General features: G+C 45.9%; 20 protein-coding genes and 2 pseudogenes. 1 reads left to right on the forward strand and 21 read right to left on the reverse strand.

The window, feature by feature from the left end; genetic code table 11:
* Window positions 1-64 precede the first annotated feature (64 nt).
* Window positions 65-892 carry a PRD domain-containing protein gene (locus NYE28_RS20250; protein WP_025285501.1) on the reverse strand — a complete coding sequence of 276 codons (828 nt, stop codon included), beginning with the start codon at window positions 890-892 and terminating at the stop codon, window positions 65-67.
* Between the two features lie 171 nt (window positions 893-1,063).
* Here NYE28_RS20250 and NYE28_RS20255 point away from each other — a divergent pair, with 171 nt between their 5' ends.
* Window positions 1,064-2,314 carry an MFS transporter gene (locus NYE28_RS20255; RefSeq protein ID WP_136803214.1) on the forward strand — a complete coding sequence of 417 codons (1,251 nt, stop codon included), beginning with the start codon at window positions 1,064-1,066 and terminating at the stop codon, window positions 2,312-2,314.
* 30 nt (window positions 2,315-2,344) lie between these two features.
* Here NYE28_RS20255 and NYE28_RS20260 read toward each other — a convergent pair whose 3' ends face one another.
* From NYE28_RS20260 to NYE28_RS20355, 20 genes and pseudogenes are all read right to left on the reverse strand, one after another.
* Window positions 2,345-3,784 carry a DEAD/DEAH box helicase gene (locus NYE28_RS20260; protein ID WP_136396724.1) on the reverse strand — a complete coding sequence of 480 codons (1,440 nt, stop codon included), beginning with the start codon at window positions 3,782-3,784 and terminating at the stop codon, window positions 2,345-2,347.
* A gap of 54 nt (window positions 3,785-3,838) precedes the next feature.
* Window positions 3,839-4,213 carry a hypothetical protein gene (locus NYE28_RS20265; protein WP_094032024.1) on the reverse strand — a complete coding sequence of 125 codons (375 nt, stop codon included), beginning with the start codon at window positions 4,211-4,213 and terminating at the stop codon, window positions 3,839-3,841.
* A complete protein-coding gene (locus NYE28_RS20270; RefSeq protein WP_015240866.1) occupies window positions 4,194-4,529 on the reverse strand; it encodes a hypothetical protein in 336 nt (111 codons plus the stop codon). The genes NYE28_RS20265 and NYE28_RS20270 overlap by 20 nt, the downstream gene beginning before the upstream one ends.
* On the reverse strand, window positions 4,516-4,776 hold the full coding sequence (locus tag NYE28_RS20275) for an SMI1/KNR4 family protein (RefSeq protein ID WP_236658288.1): 261 nt from the start codon (window positions 4,774-4,776) through the stop codon (window positions 4,516-4,518). The genes NYE28_RS20270 and NYE28_RS20275 overlap by 14 nt, the downstream gene beginning before the upstream one ends.
* Window positions 4,719-4,880, reverse strand: coding sequence for a hypothetical protein (locus tag NYE28_RS20280; protein WP_236658289.1), 162 nt, complete (start codon window positions 4,878-4,880; stop codon window positions 4,719-4,721). Before NYE28_RS20280 ends, NYE28_RS20275 begins: the two co-directional genes overlap by 58 nt.
* A 50-nt stretch (window positions 4,881-4,930) precedes the next feature.
* Window positions 4,931-5,384, reverse strand: a pseudogene (locus NYE28_RS20285) (DUF2716 domain-containing protein).
* Window positions 5,385-5,447: 63 nt separating this feature from the next.
* Window positions 5,448-6,254 carry a hypothetical protein gene (locus NYE28_RS20290; protein WP_236658290.1) on the reverse strand — a complete coding sequence of 269 codons (807 nt, stop codon included), beginning with the start codon at window positions 6,252-6,254 and terminating at the stop codon, window positions 5,448-5,450.
* 95 nt (window positions 6,255-6,349) lie between these two features.
* A complete protein-coding gene (locus NYE28_RS20295; protein ID WP_160223355.1) occupies window positions 6,350-6,592 on the reverse strand; it encodes a DNA-binding protein in 243 nt (80 codons plus the stop codon).
* Window positions 6,589-6,969: a YxiJ family protein gene (locus NYE28_RS20300; RefSeq protein WP_025285506.1), complete on the reverse strand. Its 381-nt coding sequence runs from the start codon at window positions 6,967-6,969 to the stop codon at window positions 6,589-6,591. The genes NYE28_RS20295 and NYE28_RS20300 overlap by 4 nt, the downstream gene beginning before the upstream one ends.
* On the reverse strand, window positions 6,963-7,124 hold the full coding sequence (locus tag NYE28_RS20305; protein WP_164463371.1) for a hypothetical protein: 162 nt from the start codon (window positions 7,122-7,124) through the stop codon (window positions 6,963-6,965). The genes NYE28_RS20300 and NYE28_RS20305 overlap by 7 nt, the downstream gene beginning before the upstream one ends.
* 1 nt (window position 7,125) lies before the next feature.
* Window positions 7,126-7,729: pseudogene (locus NYE28_RS20310) on the reverse strand (hypothetical protein).
* Complete coding sequence (locus NYE28_RS20315; protein WP_015240874.1) at window positions 7,711-8,220, reverse strand: hypothetical protein; 510 nt, start codon at window positions 8,218-8,220, stop codon at window positions 7,711-7,713. The pseudogene NYE28_RS20310 and the gene NYE28_RS20315 overlap by 19 nt, the downstream one beginning before the upstream one ends.
* A 61-nt stretch (window positions 8,221-8,281) precedes the next feature.
* Window positions 8,282-9,109, reverse strand: coding sequence for a hypothetical protein (locus tag NYE28_RS20320; RefSeq protein ID WP_060562348.1), 828 nt, complete (start codon window positions 9,107-9,109; stop codon window positions 8,282-8,284).
* Between the two features lie 42 nt (window positions 9,110-9,151).
* Entirely contained in the window at window positions 9,152-9,631 is a 480-nt protein-coding gene (locus NYE28_RS20325) for a hypothetical protein (RefSeq protein WP_076424776.1), read from the reverse strand.
* 67 nt (window positions 9,632-9,698) lie between these two features.
* Entirely contained in the window at window positions 9,699-10,106 is a 408-nt protein-coding gene (locus NYE28_RS20330; protein ID WP_015387499.1) for a hypothetical protein, read from the reverse strand.
* Window positions 10,107-10,109: 3 nt separating this feature from the next.
* Entirely contained in the window at window positions 10,110-17,141 is a 7,032-nt protein-coding gene (locus NYE28_RS20335; RefSeq protein WP_337681120.1) for a DNRLRE domain-containing protein, read from the reverse strand.
* Between the two features lie 161 nt (window positions 17,142-17,302).
* Window positions 17,303-18,367, reverse strand: a complete 1,065-nt coding sequence (locus NYE28_RS20340) for a pectate lyase (protein WP_033574322.1) — start codon at window positions 18,365-18,367, stop codon at window positions 17,303-17,305.
* A 141-nt stretch (window positions 18,368-18,508) separates the two neighbouring features.
* A complete protein-coding gene (locus tag NYE28_RS20345; RefSeq protein WP_012118812.1) occupies window positions 18,509-19,420 on the reverse strand; it encodes a DMT family transporter in 912 nt (303 codons plus the stop codon).
* Window positions 19,421-19,567: 147 nt separating this feature from the next.
* Window positions 19,568-20,014, reverse strand: coding sequence for a universal stress protein (locus tag NYE28_RS20350; RefSeq protein WP_007407802.1), 447 nt, complete (start codon window positions 20,012-20,014; stop codon window positions 19,568-19,570).
* An 81-nt stretch (window positions 20,015-20,095) separates the two neighbouring features.
* Window positions 20,096-21,493 (reverse strand): 6-phospho-beta-glucosidase, encoded by a 1,398-nt coding sequence (locus NYE28_RS20355; RefSeq protein ID WP_015240882.1) that lies wholly within the window; start codon window positions 21,491-21,493, stop codon window positions 20,096-20,098.
* Between the last annotated feature and the right edge of the window lie 10 nt (window positions 21,494-21,503).

The following is a 21,503-nucleotide window of genomic DNA, read 5'->3' on the forward strand; positions in this document are numbered from 1 at the left end:
TCAGTAACAATCCTAACAAGATCATATGTGAATGAAGAAAAAAATGCCAACGCTTTCATTATGCTTATTTGACTACCCTTTCTATGTGAATCGTTAAATACAGCAGCTCGTCACTGGTGAGCTTGTGCTTATACGCCCTCTCAATGCATGTTTGGATTTTCTTCGTGCATTCATACGCCCGATGGTACTTTTCTTTCACTGTCTCCAGCAAAAAATCGTCCTGGCTTTCCATATGTGTGCCGTTAAAAAGACGCTGCGCGAAAAACTTTAAGTGGGTGACAAACCGATAATAGTGAAGTGATTCCTCGTTGAAGTCAATCTTAAAATGGTATTTTACGATACTCAAAATCTCTTGCATGACTTTTGTAATGTTGATGATATTGGGCATCTCTTCATTCAGCTCGGCATTGACAATATGCAGCGCAATAAAGCCTGCTTCATCCTCCGGCAGAGACACGCCAGTCTTGTTTTTTACCATGGCCAACGCTTGTTTGCCGATTGCAAATTCGTCTTTGTACAGCCGTTTCGTTTCCCACAGTAAGGCATTTTTGATATCCAGCCCTTTCTTATTGCGCTGGATCGCAAAGTTAATATGGTCGGTCAGCGACACATAGATGCTGTCATTGAGCTTTTTGCCGAGCTGTAATTTCGCATAGCTGATAATCTCTTCGGATACTTCCATACATTCGATCGGGATATCATACAAAAGGGTTTTGAACTTTTCGGATACATCTTTGTTATCGAGCGTGAACACTTTCTCAATGCGGGCTTCATCTACCGGGTCTCCCGTTTTCTTTTGAAAAGCAATGCCCCGGCCCATGATAACCAATTCCTGATTGCCTTCTTTGAGCACACTGACAACATTATTATTAATGACTTTCGCAATCTTCAATTCTGTCTCCCTCCCGCCTGACCATTTACCTGCTACACCTTGATTTTACATCCTTTTTGAACTAGGTCAATATCTCCAGGTCAATCAGAAAACGCCGTTCAGAAATCATTGTCCAACGATGAGGCAGCGGCGCATATAATGCAGAGAACCGGTTTTTGGGAAGGAGCGTGTGTGATGAAACGGTTTTCGAAAGAAGAAAGCAGCTGGATGCTGTATGATTGGGCCAATTCAGCTTATTCGGTCATTATTATGACGGCGGTATTCCCCTTGTTTTTTAAAGCCGCGGCGGCGGAAAACGGTGTCAGCGCGGCGGATTCTACCGCTTATTTGGGCTATACGATTGCCGCCGCGACTTTTATTTTGGCGATGCTCGGCCCCGTCCTAGGAACGATTGCCGACTACAAAGGATGCAAGAAACGGTTTTTTGCCTTCTTTTTTCTGATCGGTGTGGCGGGCACCGCCGCGCTGGCTTTGATTCCCGGCGAATCTTGGATGCTGTTATTAATTTGTTATACGATTTCCACGATCGGCTTTGCCGGGTCTAATGTGTTTTATGATGCGTTTCTCGTTGATGTGGCCGCAAAGGAGCGGATGAATATGGTGTCCGCCAGGGGGTTTGGGCTGGGCTATATCGGCAGTACGATCCCTTTTCTCCTCAGCATTGCCGTGATTCTTTCAGCACAAGCGGAGGTGATTCCGCTGTCCGCCCAGGCTGCCGGCCGCATTGCCTTTTTGATTACGGCGGCATGGTGGGGGCTGTTTTCGATCCCGCTCCTTCTCCGCGTCCGCCAGCGCTATTATATCGAGAGGGAGCCGCGGCTTGTAATCAGCAGTTTTAAACGGCTGGCCGGCACGCTGAAGCAGATCAGGAAGCACCGGGCGCTGTTTTTGTTTCTGCTCGCCTATTTCTTCTATATCGACGGGGTCGGCACCATCATTACGATGTCCACGTCATACGGGGCTGACCTCGGCATCAGCGCGGCAAATCTGCTGATTGTTTTATTTGTCACTCAGGTCGTCGCCGCGCCTTTTTCGATTTTGTACGGACGGCTGGCCGAACGGTTTAAAGGAAAAACGATGCTTTATGCCGGAATCGGCGTGTATATGATTGTCTGCACGTATGCTTATTTTATGGATTCCGCTTTTGACTTCTGGATTTTGGCTATGCTTGTCGCCACTTCCCAAGGAGGTATTCAGGCGCTGAGCCGCTCTTACTTTGCAAAGCTTGTCCCCAAACAGAACGCCAATGAGTTTTTCGGCTTTTATAATATCTTCGGCAAGTTCGCTTCGATTATCGGCCCGCTTTTGATTGCCGTCACCGCCCAGCTGACCGGAAATTCGTCAGCCGCCGTGTTCAGCCTGATCATTTTGTTTGTAATCGGGATTGGCATTCTTGCGTTTGTGCCTGAGGAGACGGCGTAAAAAAAGCCTGCGCGCGGCAGGCTTTCTTTTTTATTTCTTGGCTTTATGGACTTTCAGTTTTTTGCCTTTGACCGTCGTATTTTTCATGATGTCAAGAATGTGCGGGCCTTTGCCGTTCAGAATTTCGACGTACGATGCGTTGTCCAGAATCGTGATAATCCCGATATCATCGGCTGAAACGCCGTCGATTTTCGCAATCGTTCCGACAAAATCGACCGCTCTGAGTTTTTTCTTTTTCCCGCCGTTAAAGTACAGTTTCATGATGTCTTTGCTTAACTGTTCGCTTTTGTCTGTTTTGACGTCTGGGCGGGCGTTCAGTTTTTCCGCAAAAGCTGCTTTCCGTTCCGCTGTTTCTTTTTCTGACGGTGCTTCCCGCTTTTGGATGCGGAAACCGATATATGTCTCAATGTCATTCAGAAACCGCGCTTCAAACGGCGTCACAAACGTGATGGCCCGGCCGCGGTGTCCGGCGCGCCCCGTTCGGCCGGTGCGGTGCACATAGCTTTCTTTTTCAAGCGGAATATCATAATTGATGACGAGGCTGATGTTTTCGATATCAATTCCTCTGGCGGCAACATCGGTCGCAACGAGATAGCGGAACTCGCCGCGCTTGAACTCGTTCATAACGTCAAAGCGGTCTTCCTGCACCATGCCGCCGTGAATTTTATCGCAAGGGTAGCCCAGCCTGTCCAGCTCATCGGTTAACTGGATGACTCTTTCTTTTGTCCGGCAGAATATAATGCAGCTGTCCGGGTTTTCGGTGATCAGGACATCACGCAGCAAAGATGTTTTGTCCTCTTCTTCTGTTCTGGTGACAAAATGCTCAATGTCTTTTGTCGTCAGGCCTTCCGCTTTTACTTCAATCAATTCAGGGTCTTTCATATATGTGCGGCTCAGCTTCTCGACGTCATCCGGCAGCGTCGCTGAAAACAGCATGGTGACTCTGTTTTTCGGCAGATGCTGAATGATGGCTTCCACCTGTTCAATAAATCCCATATTCAGCATTTCATCCGCTTCGTCAATCACCACATACGCCAGCCGTTCAAGCGGCAGCGTCCCTTTTTCTATATGATCAAGCACACGCCCCGGCGTTCCGGCAACGACGTGGCTTTTTTGCTTCAGTTCGGTTTTCTGTTTATCAAAAGAAGCTTTTCCGAAAACCGCCGTGGCTTTTATCCGTTTAAAACGGCCGATATTCGTGATATCTTCTTTAATCTGCGCCGCAAGCTCGCGGGTCGGCGTTAAAATCAGCGCCTGCGGTTTGTTTTCCTCCCACTCCGCAAGCTCGCAGATCGGAATGCCGAAAGCCGCGGTTTTGCCGCTGCCCGTCTGCGATTTGACGACGAGGTCTTTTTTTTGCAGCGCGGCGGGGATGACGCGCCGCTGCACTTCAGTCGGCTCGGTGTATTGCAAGCCATTCAGCGCCCGTCGGATTTCGGGGCTGATCGCATATTCATTAAACTCATTCATGACTAAACTCCTTCTCTGTCCGGCTCCCCTCATTATACGCGAAATGCCGCCGCTTTACCCTGACGTTTTGCCGGGCCATTCGGGGGACTGCTTTTTCTTCATGTCAAGCACGACCCATTTGGCGCAATAAAAGCTCATACTTCCTTCCCCGTCATCGACATAGTAGCGGATTGATTCCCAGCCGCCGTCGACCGGGCTGATATCCAGATGGATGTCGGTGATGCTCTCCAGATCATCCAGCCGGGCAGCACTCACACCTTCAAACCGCAGCACAGCATCATACTGTCCATCAGCCAGCTTCACCTCAAAAACCGGGATTTTATCATAATACTCGTTATACCCGTTATAGAACATAAACTCCGTCAATTCAAAACAACCCGGCGAATCCGGCCCCAGCAGAACTGCTTTCTCATGTTTGTGCCACTCCATTTTGTGCCTCCTTCTTTTCAGCTGTTTCATATTGACGGCAATAAAAGCGGAACGTTTGGTTCTCCCACTCCTCCACGAGAAAATGCTGTCCCTCATCTCCGTCAGCAGCAGGATCAATTGTTACAATGCCTGAACCAGCAGCATGACTCTCCATTTCTTTTATTTGAACGGAAGAAACGTCTTTGCATATGAGCCTCAAACAAATGAGCTGATGTTCATACTCGAAGGAAAACACCAACTCAATTACAGAAATCTCTCGTTCCCGGAAAAGGCGGAATTCTAAAAGCTCTTGAATCAGCCACTTATTCTTTTTCATTTTCTATAAATTCTCCTATAGAAGCGGCATACAACTCAACATCGGCAGTCTCATGATCCCACAAATAAACAGTCTCCTCCATTACACCGTCCTTCTTTTTCAAGCACAGCTTATCTCCGGTTCCGTTGTCAGCAATTACGATCATATCGTCGGGCATGCTCTCTTCTCTGCACACACTGTTTTGCCTGATCACATCATCCCAAGTTTTCTGTAAGCGGCTTTGTTCACGGATAGGAAAAAAATCCATTCTCCGATTTCCGCAGGGTTCTTTTTATGAAGCAGCCGTTTATACGCTTTCGGAAAAGACGCTCTCAAGCTTTGTTCCGCAGCTCCGAACTCTTCTTCTGTCATCCTGTTATTCCTCCTCCCGTAAAAGCATGAGATTCATTCACAAGCTGTCTTCACTTTTGAAATAAGACAGGAGCGTTTCTTTCTATCGCCCTTATTAGCGGTGAGCCAAATATCGTAATGGTTTGCTGCCGCGGATCCCCTAGCAGCCCCCACTGGAAGTCCTGGTGAATAAAGAAACCATAGTCTCCGTTTGGAATAACGGGGACAAGCCATTCACCGAATTCATCTTTATCAATTGGCACATGAGGATTAAATAGATAACATTCATGCTGCCAGTCCAGCGCATACATAAACTCATGCTTTAACGTACAAGATTGAAATGCCTTTAGAATCTGCATCTTCCAGAAAACCGATACCATTGAATCCTTGAGATACATCAAAGACCTGAAACGGCTTTGGAGGTTTTATAGAAGCAAATATACTGCCCGGTTTCCATTTCACTGCGCGATTCACCCTGCGCCACAAGCACTCTGTCTCCTCTTCACTCAAACCATGCCAATTCATGTATTTCTGCCTCCCGCAGTTCAAACGTTTCACCTCTGCTCTTCCTTTTTCAAAAGCCGCCTGTCAGCTTAGTAAGTAAAGCCGGTTGCTCTCATCAACCCCCGCAGCTTTATCTTGATATGCAGCCACTTGTGTAAAACGAAGAGGTTTTCTTGAGACTTTATCAGTGAGCTGATATTCCCCAGCCTGTTTCGCCATGTTATGAAATTTTACTGCCTTGTCAATTCGGCACGAAGCTTCATTCCGAATCAAAAAGTAATATGATGAACCAATCTTGAATTGTACACTAAAGTCAAAGTCTGCCTTATGAAAGCTTAACGTTTCGCCTTGCAAATCGACCTTCCGGATATAATCTTCACCAAGCGTACAGTAATGAAGATAAAGAGCATCCTTTTCTGCATACGCCCCATAAAAATGATCAATAAGGTGCGGAGCCGTACGGAAAGTATCACTGCAAGATTTCCAAGTTCCGTCTTCAAAGGGAAAGCGGGCCACGCCTTTTGAACTGATATCGTCGTCCAGGCAAGAAAATATTCCCGCTTCATCGTAGCCCAGCCACAAATTATTCGCAGAATCGACTGTCATTGACCGGATGTAACGGCCCCCGTAAAACGAATAGTAAAATCCTTTAATCGGGTGCCATACATAAATATTCGGTTCTTCATAAACCATCCCATCCTCATAGTCCTTATGGATAAGAAACAAAAATAAATCCCTTGATTTTTGAACTCCGATTATATTCATTGATGTTTGAATTTGATAGCGATGACGTAAATGTCCATCACCGTTCCGGAATATGAAAATGTGATTGATATATTCTTCTTTCCGCACTTTTTCCTGAGCCAGTACGATGAGTTCCGCTGCATTCATGGACAGAATGATTGGGCCGCTTGTGTTTATTTTTGTATTGATTCTTGTAAAGACTAATTCCGACATGAACGCACCCTTTCTTCATGTATTCCCGGTTACCTATATCCCTGCATCCAATCTTTTAATTCTTCAATCGTATGCAGATACGAATCAGGCGAATCTTTCAGATCAAACCCGCTCAAATACACGAGCATCTCCCAAACGGTTTCGTCCTCAACCGCCGGATCATCTGCAGCCACGTACTCGCACGCCCAATCCGACACTTCTTCCCTTACCGCTTGACCGTTCAGGATCAGATCAGCCTTCTTCAGACATTCTGCTATTGTTGGTTCTTTCACGTCAGAAGCCTGCCTTTCTTGTTTAAAATGCTGACCAACAGCCCTCTCACCCGTTCATGCCGCCCGATCTCCCGGCTGAGCTCCGGATAATCCGTTAAAGCGTATTTCAGCTGCGCATATTGCGGATAAAGCTCAAAAAAGGATTTATATAAGGCTTTACGCTGCCGCGCAGGCATTTGTTTATTCGCCAAAACAAAATCTAAGCTGCCGCAGACAAGCGCGAAATACTCATAAAAATCCCCCGCGCAGGCAACCCCCTCAAAGTCTTCTTCAAATCTCCCAGCATCTGAAGGCAGCGGACCCTCTAATTCTTTTTTGTGTAATTTCAGGTTTTGGATGACGTCATCATTTAAAGAATATCTGTTGGATCTTAACATCTCAGAATCACTCGAATATCACCTAATTCATCGATGATCGTAAACGAAAGCCCGTCATTCTGATGCCGTCCGAGATACAGATGCCCGCAGTAATCAAAATGACAAAAACATCCTTTTACTGATTCTTCGACTATCTTATTCATTTTTATTTTCATGTCATTGCCCCTTGTATTTATAATGCGCCGCGAGCTTTTTTTGAAATTCATCCGAAACAATCTGATCCGGGAATACAACAGATACCCAGTCTAAAACACGGTCGTCTAAGGGCCTCCATGATCCTAACGTTTTTCCCGCAATCTCCTGATCAATACCTAGAATACAGATTTCAAAATCTCTCTCCGTAAATCGCCCACTTTAAAGTCGGTGAAGCCCATACGACGCGGGATGCAATATTCATTATGCTGTCATTTTTACTGTGCTTTGGATAATCAGTTAAGATTGAAAGATATTCATCTTCGGTTATATTTAAAGGAATCTTTAACCAGTTAAAATATCCGAATTCCTCGTAAAACCGATTCATATCATCCGGTTGTGTCAGAACAGCCATTAAGATAAATTCATCGTGATGATGATGCGCCAAACTTTTGAGCATTTCCCAGCCTTCTTCAGACAAGACCCAGTGGAATTCTTCGAATAGATAATAATGTTTTCGTTGTTTAAAAACTTGTTCGGGCAACGCTTTGTCTTCATGAAATAAGGAATATATTCGAAATTGAAAGACTGCCGATTCCTTTGTGTTCTTTATAAAAAAGGGATGCATCTTGTACCTCTTTTCGGCGGTTTACACACAAGCTCACAGCCGTATTCTGTGTGAAATAAACAGACAGAAAATGAGAAGGACGGCTCCACTAAAATAAAGCTGTTAGAAAGCAGCCGGCCTTCAAAATCTATAAAATCCATGAGACAGTGCAGATGACTTGCACAATCCTTCAGCGCACATTTGATAGCACCGACTTCATTACTATACGGATGAAACAGATAAACAATATCATTCATCCGTTCAACCCCCGTATCCGCAATGTTTTCTAAAATAAGCGATATGGCTGTCTCCTTGTCGCTTATATCAACTTCACGCACTGCACTTGGGAAAGAATTCGATAATATAGTCTCAAATATCTGCCTGCTTTGTTCTGCCTCAGCTAATTGATAAACAAACCCTGATTCTTCACAAGATCTTAGCGAGGCACGCACCTGTTTCATTAAAAAATGCCTCTTGTTTTCCTCAAGCTTGTCAATTAACTTTTCTCTCATCACTGAACACTTCCTTACAGGATATTTTCATTCTGCCGGCATGTATGCTGCATAGAAGTAATCAATACTTCACCAGATATAAATCGTTATCATGAAAGATAAACATGCGGTCCTGTACGGCTCTGTACGTTGTTTCTCCTTTTCTATCAATACCGTGTATCATGACGTCAGTCTCTGATAAGCCTTTGTTCTCTTCATGAAATGCAAATAGGGTATCCTCGTGACTCTGAATCAGCAGCACCCTATTTTTCGAAACGGACAGCTGGTCACAATAGGAGTATTGATCGCCGTTTAGCACATATTCTGCAACAGTACGAATTCTGTCCTGTCCAATCTGATAATGCCCGATGACACAGCAATCCTCTCCCTCGAAACATACATACAAATCAGATTTGATCGATTGTACGGCATAGCATTCATGCATCATTTCTTTAAAATCGTCTTCAAAATAAAACGTTCTGTCTTCTGCATGAAAAGCAAATATCGCTTTCCCTTGAGGGTTTCTCTCATCATACATACCCTCGTCCGTTAATCCGATCCATAATAATCCATCCTCACCCAGATGAAATACATTGGCGCTTAATAGAAAAGAACAAATCGGATTGATTTTATTACTGTTTATGCAGTATGTTGCCAATTGACACGTATGATTTTCCAGATAAACGATCACGATTGTGTTATCATACGAATCAACGAGATAGAATTGGGCATCTTCAGAAAATCCGTGTAACTCTTTTTTGATTAAAAGAGAGCTGCCTTTCATAACCTCCAATATTACTTTGTGATCGTGCACCGACACAATAAATACTTGATCATCCCGACCCGCATTGAAATAAATGATGTGCTCTCTTTTATATGACCCAACCCGCTCCGCGATAAGTTCTAACATCAGCAACACTCCATAGATTAAGAATCTGGAATTTATATTAAATTAATCAATGATATATAAATTTGCTGCATCGTATTCAAACCAAATGATTTTTTCATTATTTTCAGTAGTTACATCAACCTTTTGAGTGTTCAGGTTCATGTAGGACTTATTTTTGGCAGGGTTTGCTATTATAACAACAAAATCATTGATCGATGATAAAAAATATAATTCATCTAATAAGTGATCTGCCATCAATTGTTCTTTGGTTAGGGCACATTCAATATGAATGAACTTTTTCGATACAGTATTCATATTTATCATTTTCTTTTCAACCTTCTTCTTCCGCTCTTCAATAAAAGAAGGAAATGCCATTACTTCTATTAGAGCTGTTTCGAACTCTAAGTCATTCATTAATTGAGAAAAAGTATCTTTACTCACTAGATCATACGAATATAGCGAGTTGTATTTAAGCGGATTAATCACATCCAGATTCCCTATAGCCCTCAATGATTCTTTTTGTATATTTAAAGGACTGCTCATGTTTGCCTCCGCGAACGGTTTCGTTATGTAAGAAAAGAGAGGCTGGGGACCTCTCTTATTTGTTTATTTATGATTTCGAATGATACGCATAAAATGATTGATCATCAAAGCGAACTGTTTCAGCTTCTATAGCAATCAGCATTCTGTTCATGTCAATGAGAAAATTAGCATTTGATTGATACTCCGGAATTACAGCATTTGATAGATTACCGATTCCTTCCGGGTGGTAACTCATCTCAAATACTTGCCAATTGTATTCTTCAGGATCTATTTTTTCTAATCTCATATCACCAATATCTGCACTAAAATAAACAGATGCTACATTTTGAAAAAGAATGTTATGCGTATATTCGGCTTTATTTTCAACGACCTGAATCTTAAGTGAAAGTTCTTTTTTAAACACTTGAAAATCAAAATGAAGGACAGCGCACCCCCCATCTATGTAATCTACCCATTCATTTATTGTTTTGTACATCGTTTATCTCCCCTTACGTAATCTTTTATTGATATTTCTATATGAATGCCATCTTAATTTAATATGAGTCTCAGCTTGTTTATTTGAATAGTGTCCCTTTGCGTTCATGGCCCCTTTTTTATGATGACTCATTCGATAATAAGGTCTTTTCCTTTGTCCTGAATTCCTTCCCATTAATCTTACTGTATGTTTTTTAGTAGTAACTACCCAACCTTTCTTATTTCTAGCTCTTTTAATTACACCTTTGTTTGCTTTTGCAACTTTTCTAGCGTTCCAATACGTTTTAGATAATTTTCCAGCCTTATATAGAGTACGTCCTACTCGTAGATAGTTTCCCCCGATTGCTCCGCCAGCAGCACCTAAGGCTACAGATCCAACTAACCTCCAACCTCTTGCCCCCTTTGCTTTTGCTGCTTTATAAGATGAAATTCCGCCAATTAAAGCTCCTGCTACCATCCACACCCAATGCCCGTCAGGATCGACGTTCATCACCGGGTTGTTGTTTCCGTATGCATATCCATTCTGATCTAAAGAATCGCCGTCACTGCCCGGGTCTGGGTCTAGTGATAAGAATACGCCGTTTCTTGGCTCGTAGTAGCGGGCCATGAGATAGTACAGGCCGGTTTCTTCGTCGTATTGGTAGCCTGCGTAGCGGTAGCGGTTGTCTTTTACTTCGTCGCTCGCTTCGGTTTTTGTCGGATTTCCCCATGCATCGTATTGATATTTGGCAACGGTTTTTCCGGTGCTGTCTGAGATGGCGATGACGTCACCGTGTGCGTTGTAGTGATAGAAATATTTCTTGCCGTTCTCTGTATAGGATAACAGCTGGCCGCTGTCACCGTACGTGTATGATTTAGTGACGTTGTTGTCGGCGTCTGTTTCATACAGGACATTCAAGCTGTCTCCGTCGTAGAAGTAGTTCGTGACGTTTCCGTTGACGGTTTTTTGGATTCTGTTTCCTTTTTCATCGTATTTGTATGTTGCGAACGGCTTGTCTTCGCCTTTTTTCGTGACGGCGGTCAGGTTGTCTTCCGCGTCCCACGTATATGTGTATTTGCCGTCGGATGTGCGGTTGCCGTTTTTATCGTAGGACAGGTCTTCGTCATTCACCTTCGTCAGCTGGTTCATGATGTTGAAGGATGCGTTGACTGATTTGCTTGCGCCGTCCTTGGTGGCGGTGACGTTTGTCCGGTTGCCGAAGCCGTCGTACGTATATTGAATGACGGTGCCGTCTTCATGAGTTTCTTTGACGAGCTGGTTGAGCTTGCCGTATTCGTACTGCACCTTTCCGCCCGCTGAGCTGTCGATGACCGTGCGGTTGCCGTTGGCGTCGTATTCATAGCTTTCCCGGAAGATGCTGCCGCCGTTTTTCGCTCCGATATGAAGAGAGCTGACAAGATTCCGCTCATCATATGAGAAGCTCGTGCCGACTTCATTTCCGCTGATGAATGTCTGGACATTGCCGTTTTCATCATAATCAAATGTATAGGCTGAAGTGCCGTCTTTCATTTCAATCATTTGATCAAGTTTGTTGTACGTAAAGCTGTTTGTTCCTTTTTGGCCGCCGTGGCTCCATGAGAAAGTTTTCAGCTTATCCGAATCAGCCGGATACGTCCAGCTTTGGCTGCCGCCGCGGTCGGTTAATTCGGTCAGGCGGTTTTTGTTGTCAAAGGTGCGTTTTTTCGTTGTATTTTGTTCTTTGTTTGTGACCGATGTTTCATTGCCGTTTTTGTCATAGGTAAAGTTGTATTTTTCAGTGCCGTTATACGCTTTTGACTTAACCCGGTCGGTGCCGTCATAGGTCAGCGACACTTCATTGCCGTTGGCGGAAACGGTTTTCGTCAAGTTGCTGTTGGCGTCATATTCACTCTTCAGTACATTGCCGAGCGGGTCGGTTGTTTTGACGAGCTTGCCCATGACGTCATATTCATATTGATAGGTCTGGTCTGCGCCGGCCCGAATCGTTTTTGTCAGCTCATTTCCTTCCTTGTCATAGCTGTGAAGGATGGATGTGCCGTTTGACAGGGTCAGCTTTGTCAGCTGGTCGGCCTGATCGTATTCGTAGGCGGTTGTTTCGCCTTTCGCGTCGGTTTCAGACATTTTCTTTCCAGTCTCGTCATATGAAGCAGTGCTTGCATACCCTAGTTCGTCTTCTTCTTTTGTGACGTAGTTTCCTTTTTCGTCATAGGTGTTTTTCGTCAGGATGCTTCCTTCGATTAAACGGATATCATCAAACCACGCCGTTCCTGTGGCGCTTTTTTGGAACAGAATGCTGAGTTCGATTTTATTGATCGGCTTTGTTTTCGGAATGACTGCCGCTGCCCGGTTCCATTCCTGTGTCCCCTGCGGGAATTTGGCGGTGTAGACGCCCGTCGTGCCGTCCGCATAAGTGACGTCAGCCTGAAGAGCGTAATCATTGTCATTCGTAAATTTTACGCCGTCAGCCTTGGACATCCCCGTCAGCGTGATATATACCGGCTTATCGTCCGCGCTTTGGCCTAATGTAACGGTTTGTTTTGCGGCCGCATTGGCTTGTGATGCATTTGTGCGGGACGCTTTTAATGAGCTGTCATCATCGAAGCCTTCATCAAGGTCAGCGGCGGCTCCGCTTGTGCTCCAGCCATCTGTTTTGGCCGTGAAACTGCTGTTTTGCACCGGGTTATAGCTTGAAGAGACTTCGCCTTTTTCCAGCTGAACCTGATCAAACCACGCTTTTCCTTTACCGTCCTTGTCGTTATGATCCACTTCCATATAGACGATGGCTTTTCCTGCATTGGCCGGTGTTGTAAAGGTGATCTGCCGTTTCGTCCAGTCATTCTTTCCGGCTAATGCGCCTGATTCATTGTGAATCCATTGAATGCGTTTTTGGTCTTTGTCACGCAGATCAATGTTGAAATACGCTCTTGCCTTTGTCAGATCCGTTTTGATCTGGCCGCTGAGTGTATACGTCGTATTCGGCTCAAGCTGCACTTCCTGCGTTGCGGACGCATGGCCGTGCTCTGTTCCGGCAGTAGAGGATTGTGAGGTGATCTCCAATGCTTTTTGTCCGGACAGCGCGCCACTTCTTCCTTTGACAGACGCGATGCTTCCGCTGTCTCTCGTAGCAGTGAGATTCCAGCCAAGCTTTGTTCCTTCAAAGCTGCCGTCTTTCAGCAGGCTCGCCGAAGCTGCCAGCTCTTTGCTTGATTGAATGAGATTTCCGTACTTGTCATACACGGCGGCGGATGAGGATTTTCCGCTTTGATCCGTCTCAGAAACGGCATCAAGTCCGTCGTACGCAATATCAGTGATGTTCCCCTCGGTATCCTTCATTTTCGTTACGTCATTGTTTTTGTTGTACTGATACGTTTCGGTGCCGTAGTTGTCTTTTACGGCTGTGACGTTTCCGTCTTTATCATATTGATAGCTTTCTGTCGCTTTGCCCGCATCCGCGTCGTTCGGATCGGTGTCCTGAATGACGTTGTTGCCTTCGTATACAGTGTTGGTCGTGATTTTCAGCCCTTCGGCATCATCGATCATCTGAATCGGGTTGCCCGCCTCATTATAGCCGTACTGCACTTTGCGGCCGTTCGGCTGCGTCATGAGCAGCGTTTTTTTGTCCGCGTCATAGCTGTAGTCGTACGTTTCTTTTTTCGCATTGACGGCTTTGGTCAGGCGGTGGCCGCTGTATTGGTATTCAGTGAACAGCGGTTTATCATCCGTGCTGTTTGCGGAATACTGCTTGACGAGGCGCCCTTCGGCATCATAGTCGTAGCTTGTGACGCTGCCGTCAGTATCCGTCACCTTTTTGAGAAGGTCTTTGTCATATGAATATGAAATCTTTTTGTTTTTCGGCCCTGTAAGAGATGTGACATGGCCGTTTTCATCATAGGTAAATGTCAGCTTGCGCCCTGATGCGTCTGTTATGGCGGTCAGCTGATTGCTGTCGTTATATTCGTATACGGTTGTATTGTTGTGTCCGTCAACGATTTTTTGGAGCTTGCCGCCTTTTTTGCTGAAATAAGCGTTCGTCTGATCTTTTGTTTTTAATACAAATTGGTCGCTTGTTTCCGTCAGTTCGAGATAAACGCCCGTCGGCGGCTGATACGTGCCGTCAGATTTTTTCGTGAAGACATGTGTTGTCGCGTCCTCATCAATATAAACGGCTCTGCCGTCTTCAGAAAGGATCGACGTTTCCGCATCGGCATACCAGCCTTGGCCGAACATATGGTCAGAGCTGTCAAGGCTGTTGAAGGTCCGGGAGAGCCCGAGCCCCGGCCCGCGTCCGTCGATTGACATATCTTCCTCATTGACGATGACATTTCCCGTCGCGCCGTTCAGCTGTCCGTCCGGAATGTCGATAATAGACCAGAATTCTTCCGTTCCGAGGAATTCCGCCCCTTCATGGAAAACAGGGTTAAAAGGTGCCGTCGGTATGCTGTCACCGTTTGCGTCATAGGCGGTCAGCGTGAAGGAATAGTTCTTCTTCCCTTTGTAATTGCCGTTTGCGTTTTCGTAAACAGGTGAAGGGTCAAGCGCCAGTTCGCCGCCCTTTCCGTCCGTGTGAAGCTGGAATCTTCCCGCTTTCACTTCATCGGCTGACGGCCAGATGCGTTTGTTTTGGGTCGTCCAATGATCGGTATCCCCGACATCGAATGATTGATAATCTTTTCCGTTGTAGATGTTGATTTTGTAGCCTTTGGCGTTTTTGACTTTATCCCATATGAGATTGACATAACCCGTTTGGCTCGATTTCGTGTTCGTATAGACATAGCCTGTCAGGTTTTTCGGCTTTGCGATATCAGGCAGCGCCGGACTCGCTTCCGGTGAGGCGATCGCTTCTCCGTCTTTGTTATAAGCAATGACTTTAAATCCGTAGGTTTTCCGGTTCGCATCTCCGCCGGCGTTTTTATAAACGGGGCCCGGGTTGATCGGCAATTCCGCGCCTTTTTTGTCTTTCAGGTGAAGCGCATATTTTCCGGCGCTGATTTCCGCCTTTGTCGGCCAGATGTTTTGGTCTTTTGTGGACCAGGATGTTTTATTTCCGAGGTCAAGCGTTTCAAAGCTTTTGCCGTTAAAGACTTGCATTTTATACCCGGCTGCGCCTGATACGGCTTTCCAGGAAAGATCAAACCAGCCTGTGGCGTTGTTGTTATTAAAGCCTTTCGTGCTTGGTTTCTGAACTCTTCCGATATTCGGAATGACGGGCTTGGCGGCCGCAGACATGGCGCCTTCTCCCTGGTCAAACACCGCGCTGACCGCAACCCAGTAATTTTTACTTGCCGGATAGCTGCCGCCGGCGTTTTTATAGACCGGCGAAGGATTAAGCGCTAATTCAGTTCCGCCTTTTCCGTCTGTATGCAGCTTATATTTGCCGGAGTCGATTTCCGCTTTTGTCGGCCAGATGTTTTTTCCTTTTGTGCTCCAAGAGGTTGCATTGCCGACCGGAATGGCCTGATATTCTTTCCCGTTATAAAGCCAGACTTTATAGCTTTTGGCGCCTTCAGCTTTTTTCCAGCTGATATTGAAAAATCCTGTCGAATCTCCGTTATGATACGCTTTGACAGACGGCGTGTCCGCCTTCGGAATCGTGTATGTCACTTCAATGTATGGTTTTTTAGCAGAGTTTGCTGATGACATCAGCTTCTTCCAATATTCTTTTCCGTTGCCGTTTGCGTGAAGCTTAAAGCCGTAATTGGCGCCGCCGCTGTTCCACGACTTGACTGCGGAGGTGACATCGAAGCTTGCCCATTGGCCTTTATAGACCTCGGCTTTGCCGATGTTTTTGGAGCCCGGCTTGTTCTTCCACGTAATCTTGGCATTGTCGTAATTGCTGTTAACGGTGTCGAGCCAAAGCCCCGTCGCCTTTGATCCGTAATAGGAGTGGGCTGTGTACGCTTTGAGCGTCGCTTTCGTTACCGTCATGTTTTTGATCGGCTTTAGATTATCAAACTTCATAAAAGCGTAGTTCGTTCCGGTTGTGCCGTCATAATATCCAGTTTTCAGCACGTACGCTTTCAATCCGGCGTCCCATTTCTGCGAAGCGGCAGAGTAGTTTGTCGTCGGGTACGCGCTCATGACAAAGGTATCGGACGACACAGATACTGATGTTGAAGGGTCAATAGATACCGGATAAACCCGCTTGGGATCTTTCAGCCATTTTTCATCGGCCGTTACATGGAGCAAGTACCCTTCACTGTTTTTTTCAAGCTTGAAGCTGACATCTTCTGACCTGCTGACTTCACCTGACTTTTCGTCGAGATCTGAGTCGGTCATAAAGGGCTTCGGCACGGTGTAGACGACATTGTCTTTATCATCAGAAAACGCGATAGAGCCGTCTTCCTGTTCTTTAGCCTGAAGATCGGTTTTGATTTGAAAGGTGAAGGAATTGTAGCCTTCATATTTGTGAAGCACAAGGTCTTCTTTTATGTTTTCGTTAAATGTGTAGGTTTGTAAATCAATTGCAGGAAACACTTGCTGATACGTAAGCTCGTTGCTGTCTTCCCTTACTTTTGCTGAGGCATCTGTCGGAGTAATTGCAGCCTGATCGGGGCCTTTTGCGCCGGTTAATGAGTATGTGAGCTTATGATCATTGTGTTCAAATGTAGCGTATAATCCGTTTTTCATTTGCTTCAGAAAATCGGAATTCAGCACTGTATTTTCCGTTCCGACTTCCTTTGAGCCGGTTTTCAATTCAGGAGAAACGTCTTCCCAGTCCGCATTGGCGGTTTCTTTCGTATGAATGGGGTCTGTGTAGATTTCCTGTTTGTACACACCCTCGCCTTCATAGTAAAGCTTTGAATTCTCAGTTCTTTCAGACGTGATCTCACCGTCTTGATTAATATCTTTTTGATCAAAAGGCATCTGCTCAGATGCTTTTTCCGCCGGAAGATCTTTTTCCGGGTCTGCAGCCGGAATGGCGGCGGTTTTCGCTTGATCTTGTTTTTCACGCGTTTCTGCCGCAAACACATCGGCAGGCGCAATGGAAATTATCAGCGTTGCCGCAAGAGTGCCGGCCAGCCATTTTTTCCACTTGTTCTTTTTTCCTATTTTCATAGGTTCTCCTCCTTCTTTTGTAATATAGGCTTAACAATAGTAATATTATTGAAATTGTTTATCAATATTTTCCTAGGTATTTAAGGTTATTTTAAGGATTATAGGGATTTTGAACCTTTTATTCATATAAAAAAACCGCCGGCTGCCGGCGGTTTTTCGTATTATGGATAGCGGAGATTTGTATTTTGCGCTCCCGCGTAAGATTGGGCGAAGTTTTTGGCGTCCTGGGCTGAAAGGGTGCCATAGCTGTAATTTGATCTCGGATTCCAGCCGGTGCGCGGTGATTTCGGGGCTTTGAGCGACGGGAATGAACCGATGTCGGTGAATTGGGCCGTCCCGTAGTCGTCTATCATTCCGCCTTTTTCATTTCCGTTACCGAAATAGTTGGCTTCTGAGAAGACAGTCGCGTTTGTATGAATGGTGAATCCTAAATTGAAATTGGTCACATAGTTGTTTTTCGCGTGAAAATAGCCGTATCTCATCAGGCCCGGTGAACGCACATAGACGTTATTAAAATAGTTGTTGGTGATCGTCATATGCGGATAGCCGATATAATTGCGTCCTTCGTTATCATCATTCGGATAACCGAGAATCAGGCCGTACAGATGGTCTGTGAATTTAGAGTTAGACAGCGTCACAAAATCCGCTTTGGCGCCGACATACAGAAGCTTTCCCAAATCACTGTGGCTGTTCGGATTGTAGCTGTGTCCTTCAAACCACACGTGGTCAATCCAGTAATTCTGTCCGTTCGCTATGTACATCGGAATATCGTTGTTGCCTGTAATGGCGGCACTATGGCTGATAATGAGATTTTTGAAAATCACATTGTTTGAGCCGGAGCCGGTGGTCAGATAGATGTTGGTCAGCCTGTGGCTGGTATAAGAGCCGACGATGGTTTTATTGGCGCCGACTGTCACAACGGCTTTACCCGGGGAAGAAATATCACTTGTGATGACGATGGTTTTGCGATCCGTTCCGCCCGCATTGTTTTTCAAATCATTGAGATTGCTGACGTAGACGACGGGGCCGCCCTGGCCTCCCGATACGGCAGATTTTGCTTTTCCGTTATGATCCTTCGCATTGCCCGCGAATCCGGTAAGTCCCTGCATCACATCCGGATAAGCCGCTGCCGCTTCTGCCTGCTTTGATACGGAACATACGATGGCCAGACAAAGCGCAAAGCCGAGTGCAGCCAAGAAAGCGAGATGACGCGTCTTCTTTATCATGCCCTTCACTCCTTTAATCTCTTAAATTGTAAACACAAGAAGTATTATACAATTACTATCCTCTTTTTCCATGATCTGTTTGTCTGCTTTTTCGTTATAGCTGAAAAGCCCCAAAACAAAAAAAGCAGCCGGTATGGCCGCCTATATACGGGTGCTGTCTGCCTGAGTTTCCGCCGGCACGGCTTTTTGCTTTCGAATCAGGGACAGCGCCATTCCCGCAAAAATCAATACAATCCCCAAAGATTGATAAAGGTCGGGGCGAAATCCCGTAAATACGGTGTCAAGCACAATCGCCACCGCCGGATCAAGAAATACGATGATTGAAATAAACCGGGTGGATAAAAACCGCAAGCTGTCAAAAAAGAGCAAATACACAATTCCCGTATGGATGATACCGGTCGACACAATCATGATCCAGTTCACATGCGACAAATCAGAAAAAGCGCCGAAACGGACGAACGGAAGAAGAATGATAACGCCCAATCCGGTCTGCAAACAGGTGACGGCGTATGGGCTGAGGCTGTTGATGCCTTTCCCGGCCAGTGTCGTAAAAGCATAAAAAAGAGCGGCCAGCACGGCCCAAATAATACCCGATCCCATCAGCTGAGAAAATGATGTACTTCCGTTGATGCCGGAAATCAGGGCGGTGCCCAGAAAACAAATTACGATGGAAGTGACGGACACCATATGCAGTTTCTCCCGGTATATAAGGCTCCCCAGAAGAAGGACGAGAACCGGAGCCAAATGATAAACGGAAATCGCTATCGTCACTGATGTCTCCTCAAACGATTTAAATAAAAACACCCAGTTCAGCACGAGAAAAAATCCGCAGGCCAGTGTCTGCAGCACCTCCCGCCGGTTCCATTGTTCGGTGCGGTACCGTCCGGAACCAAACCAGCAAACGCCCAGAAACAATGAGGCGCACAGACATCTCACAAAGACCAGTTCAATTGAAGGCACATTCGTATGTTCCGAGAAAAAGCCGATTGATCCGAAAATGACCATGGAAATGACCATTTTGATGACGGCATTTGATGTTTGTTCAGCTTGCATTGATTTGCTTCCTCCATATCATTGACTGTTTATTCAGACAAATACTAACAGCCATTTTACTTGATTCAGAGGAAGATTTCACCCTATTTTTCGAAAACCGGCGGTCTTTTCTCATGAAAAAAACCCCGCATCAGCAGGGTCTTCTGTTTAATGAACGATCAGTACAGGACAAGGAGACAATTGTGAGACCTTATGGCTCACGCTTCCGAGCATCATTTCTTTAAATCCGCTGATTCCGCGGCTTCCGACGACAATCAGATTGAAATGCTGTTCTTTCGCTATGTTTAAAATTTGATGCGCAGGTTCGCCTTGGACGTACAGGCTTTCCGCGTTTACTCCGCTTTCAGCCGCTTTCTGCTTGGCATCTTCCAGAATGGCCGCTCCTTTTTGCTCGACTTCATGTTTGATGTCTTCAATGAAGTTTTCCGGAACATAGACAATCCCGGTTAAAGCTGATGTGGAGACAACGGCTTCACGTCCCGCATAGAGAATGGTGAGTTCAGCCTGCTGTTCTTTCGCCAGATGGATCGCTGCGTCCAGGGCTTTATTGCTCATGTCTGAACCGTCTACTGCTGCAAGAATTTTTTTAAACATATGAATCCCGCCTTTCTGCTTTTATTGTCCTCCTCTCTTTGCTGAATGTCAATTTTGCCGGCTTTCTCCGGAACATTGCGCTTACAGACTTTCTCCGTTTGTGGCGATGACGTCTTTATACCAATAAAAACTTTTCTTTTTCTTTCTTTCAAACGTGCCTTTTCCGTCATTGCCGCGGTCGACATAGATATAGCCGTAGCGTTTTTTCATTTCTGCCGTTGAGGCGCTGACGAGGTCAATCGGCCCCCACGACGTGTAGCCGATCAGGTCGACGCCGTCTTCAATCGCCTCTCTTGCCTCTATTAAATGATCACGCAGATAATTGATGCGGTAGTCATCCTGAATGGTTCCGTCCTCCTCCGGCTGATCAACCGCGCCGAGTCCGTTTTCGACGATGAAGAGCGGTTTCTGATAACGGTCGTACAGCGTGTTTAAGGTGATGCGCAAGCCCTTCGGATCAATCTGCCAGCCCCATTCGGAAGATTTCAGGTACGGGTTTTTCACGCCGCCGAGAAGATTTCCCTTAGATTGCGCCAGATCCTCAGGCGCCGTGCTGGCCGTCATCGACATGTAGTAGCTGAAGCCGATGTAATCCACCGTATGTTCTTTCAGGAGCGCCTCGTCCCCTTCCTTCATCTCGATCGTAATTCCGTTTTCTTTAAAGAAGCGTTTCATATAGCCCGGATAGCTGCCCCTCGCCTGTACATCAGAAAAGAACAGCGTGCTCCGCTCTTTTTGCAAAGCAGCATATACATCCTCCGGCTTCGGCGTCATCGGATACGTCGTCGTCGCGGCGATCATGCAGCCGATCTGTGAATCCGGGATGATCTCATGGCCTGCTTTTACCGCCAGCGCGCTCGCCACAAATTGATGGTGGGCCGCTTGGTACATCGTGTTTTGTTTATTTTCGCCTTCCCGGAATATAAGACCGCCGCCTGTAAACGGAGCGTGAAGAACGACGTTGATCTCATTGAAGGTCATCCAATATTTCACCTTGTCTTTATAACGGGTGAAAACCGTGCGGGCGTACCGCTCATAGAAATCGACCGTCCGGCGGTTTCTCCATCCGCCGTAGTTTTTCACAAGACCGAGCGGCATCTCATAGTGAGAAATCGTGACGACCGGTTCTATCTGATGTTTTCTCAATTCGTCAAACAAACGGTCGTAAAATTGCAGCCCTTCTTCGTTCGGTTCTGTTTCATCACCGTTCGGAAAGATTCTCGTCCACGCAATGGAGGTGCGGAACGCTTTAAAGCCCATCTCCGCAAACAGGGCGATATCCTCTTGATAGCGGTGATAAAAATCAATCGCGTCGTGATACAGATTCAGCGCATCGTCTGTCTCATGAAACGGAGACATAATGCCGTCCGGGGAGACATCCGCCGTAGAAAGTCCTTTGCCTCCTTCTTTATAAGCTCCTTCAATCTGATTGGCAGCCGTTGCGCCGCCCCATAAAAAACCTTCCGGAAATCTCTTCATGTTTTCTCCA

The organism is Bacillus sp. FSL R5-0443 (assembly GCF_038608285.1).
Lineage (GTDB): Bacteria > Bacillota > Bacilli > Bacillales > Bacillaceae > Bacillus > Bacillus velezensis.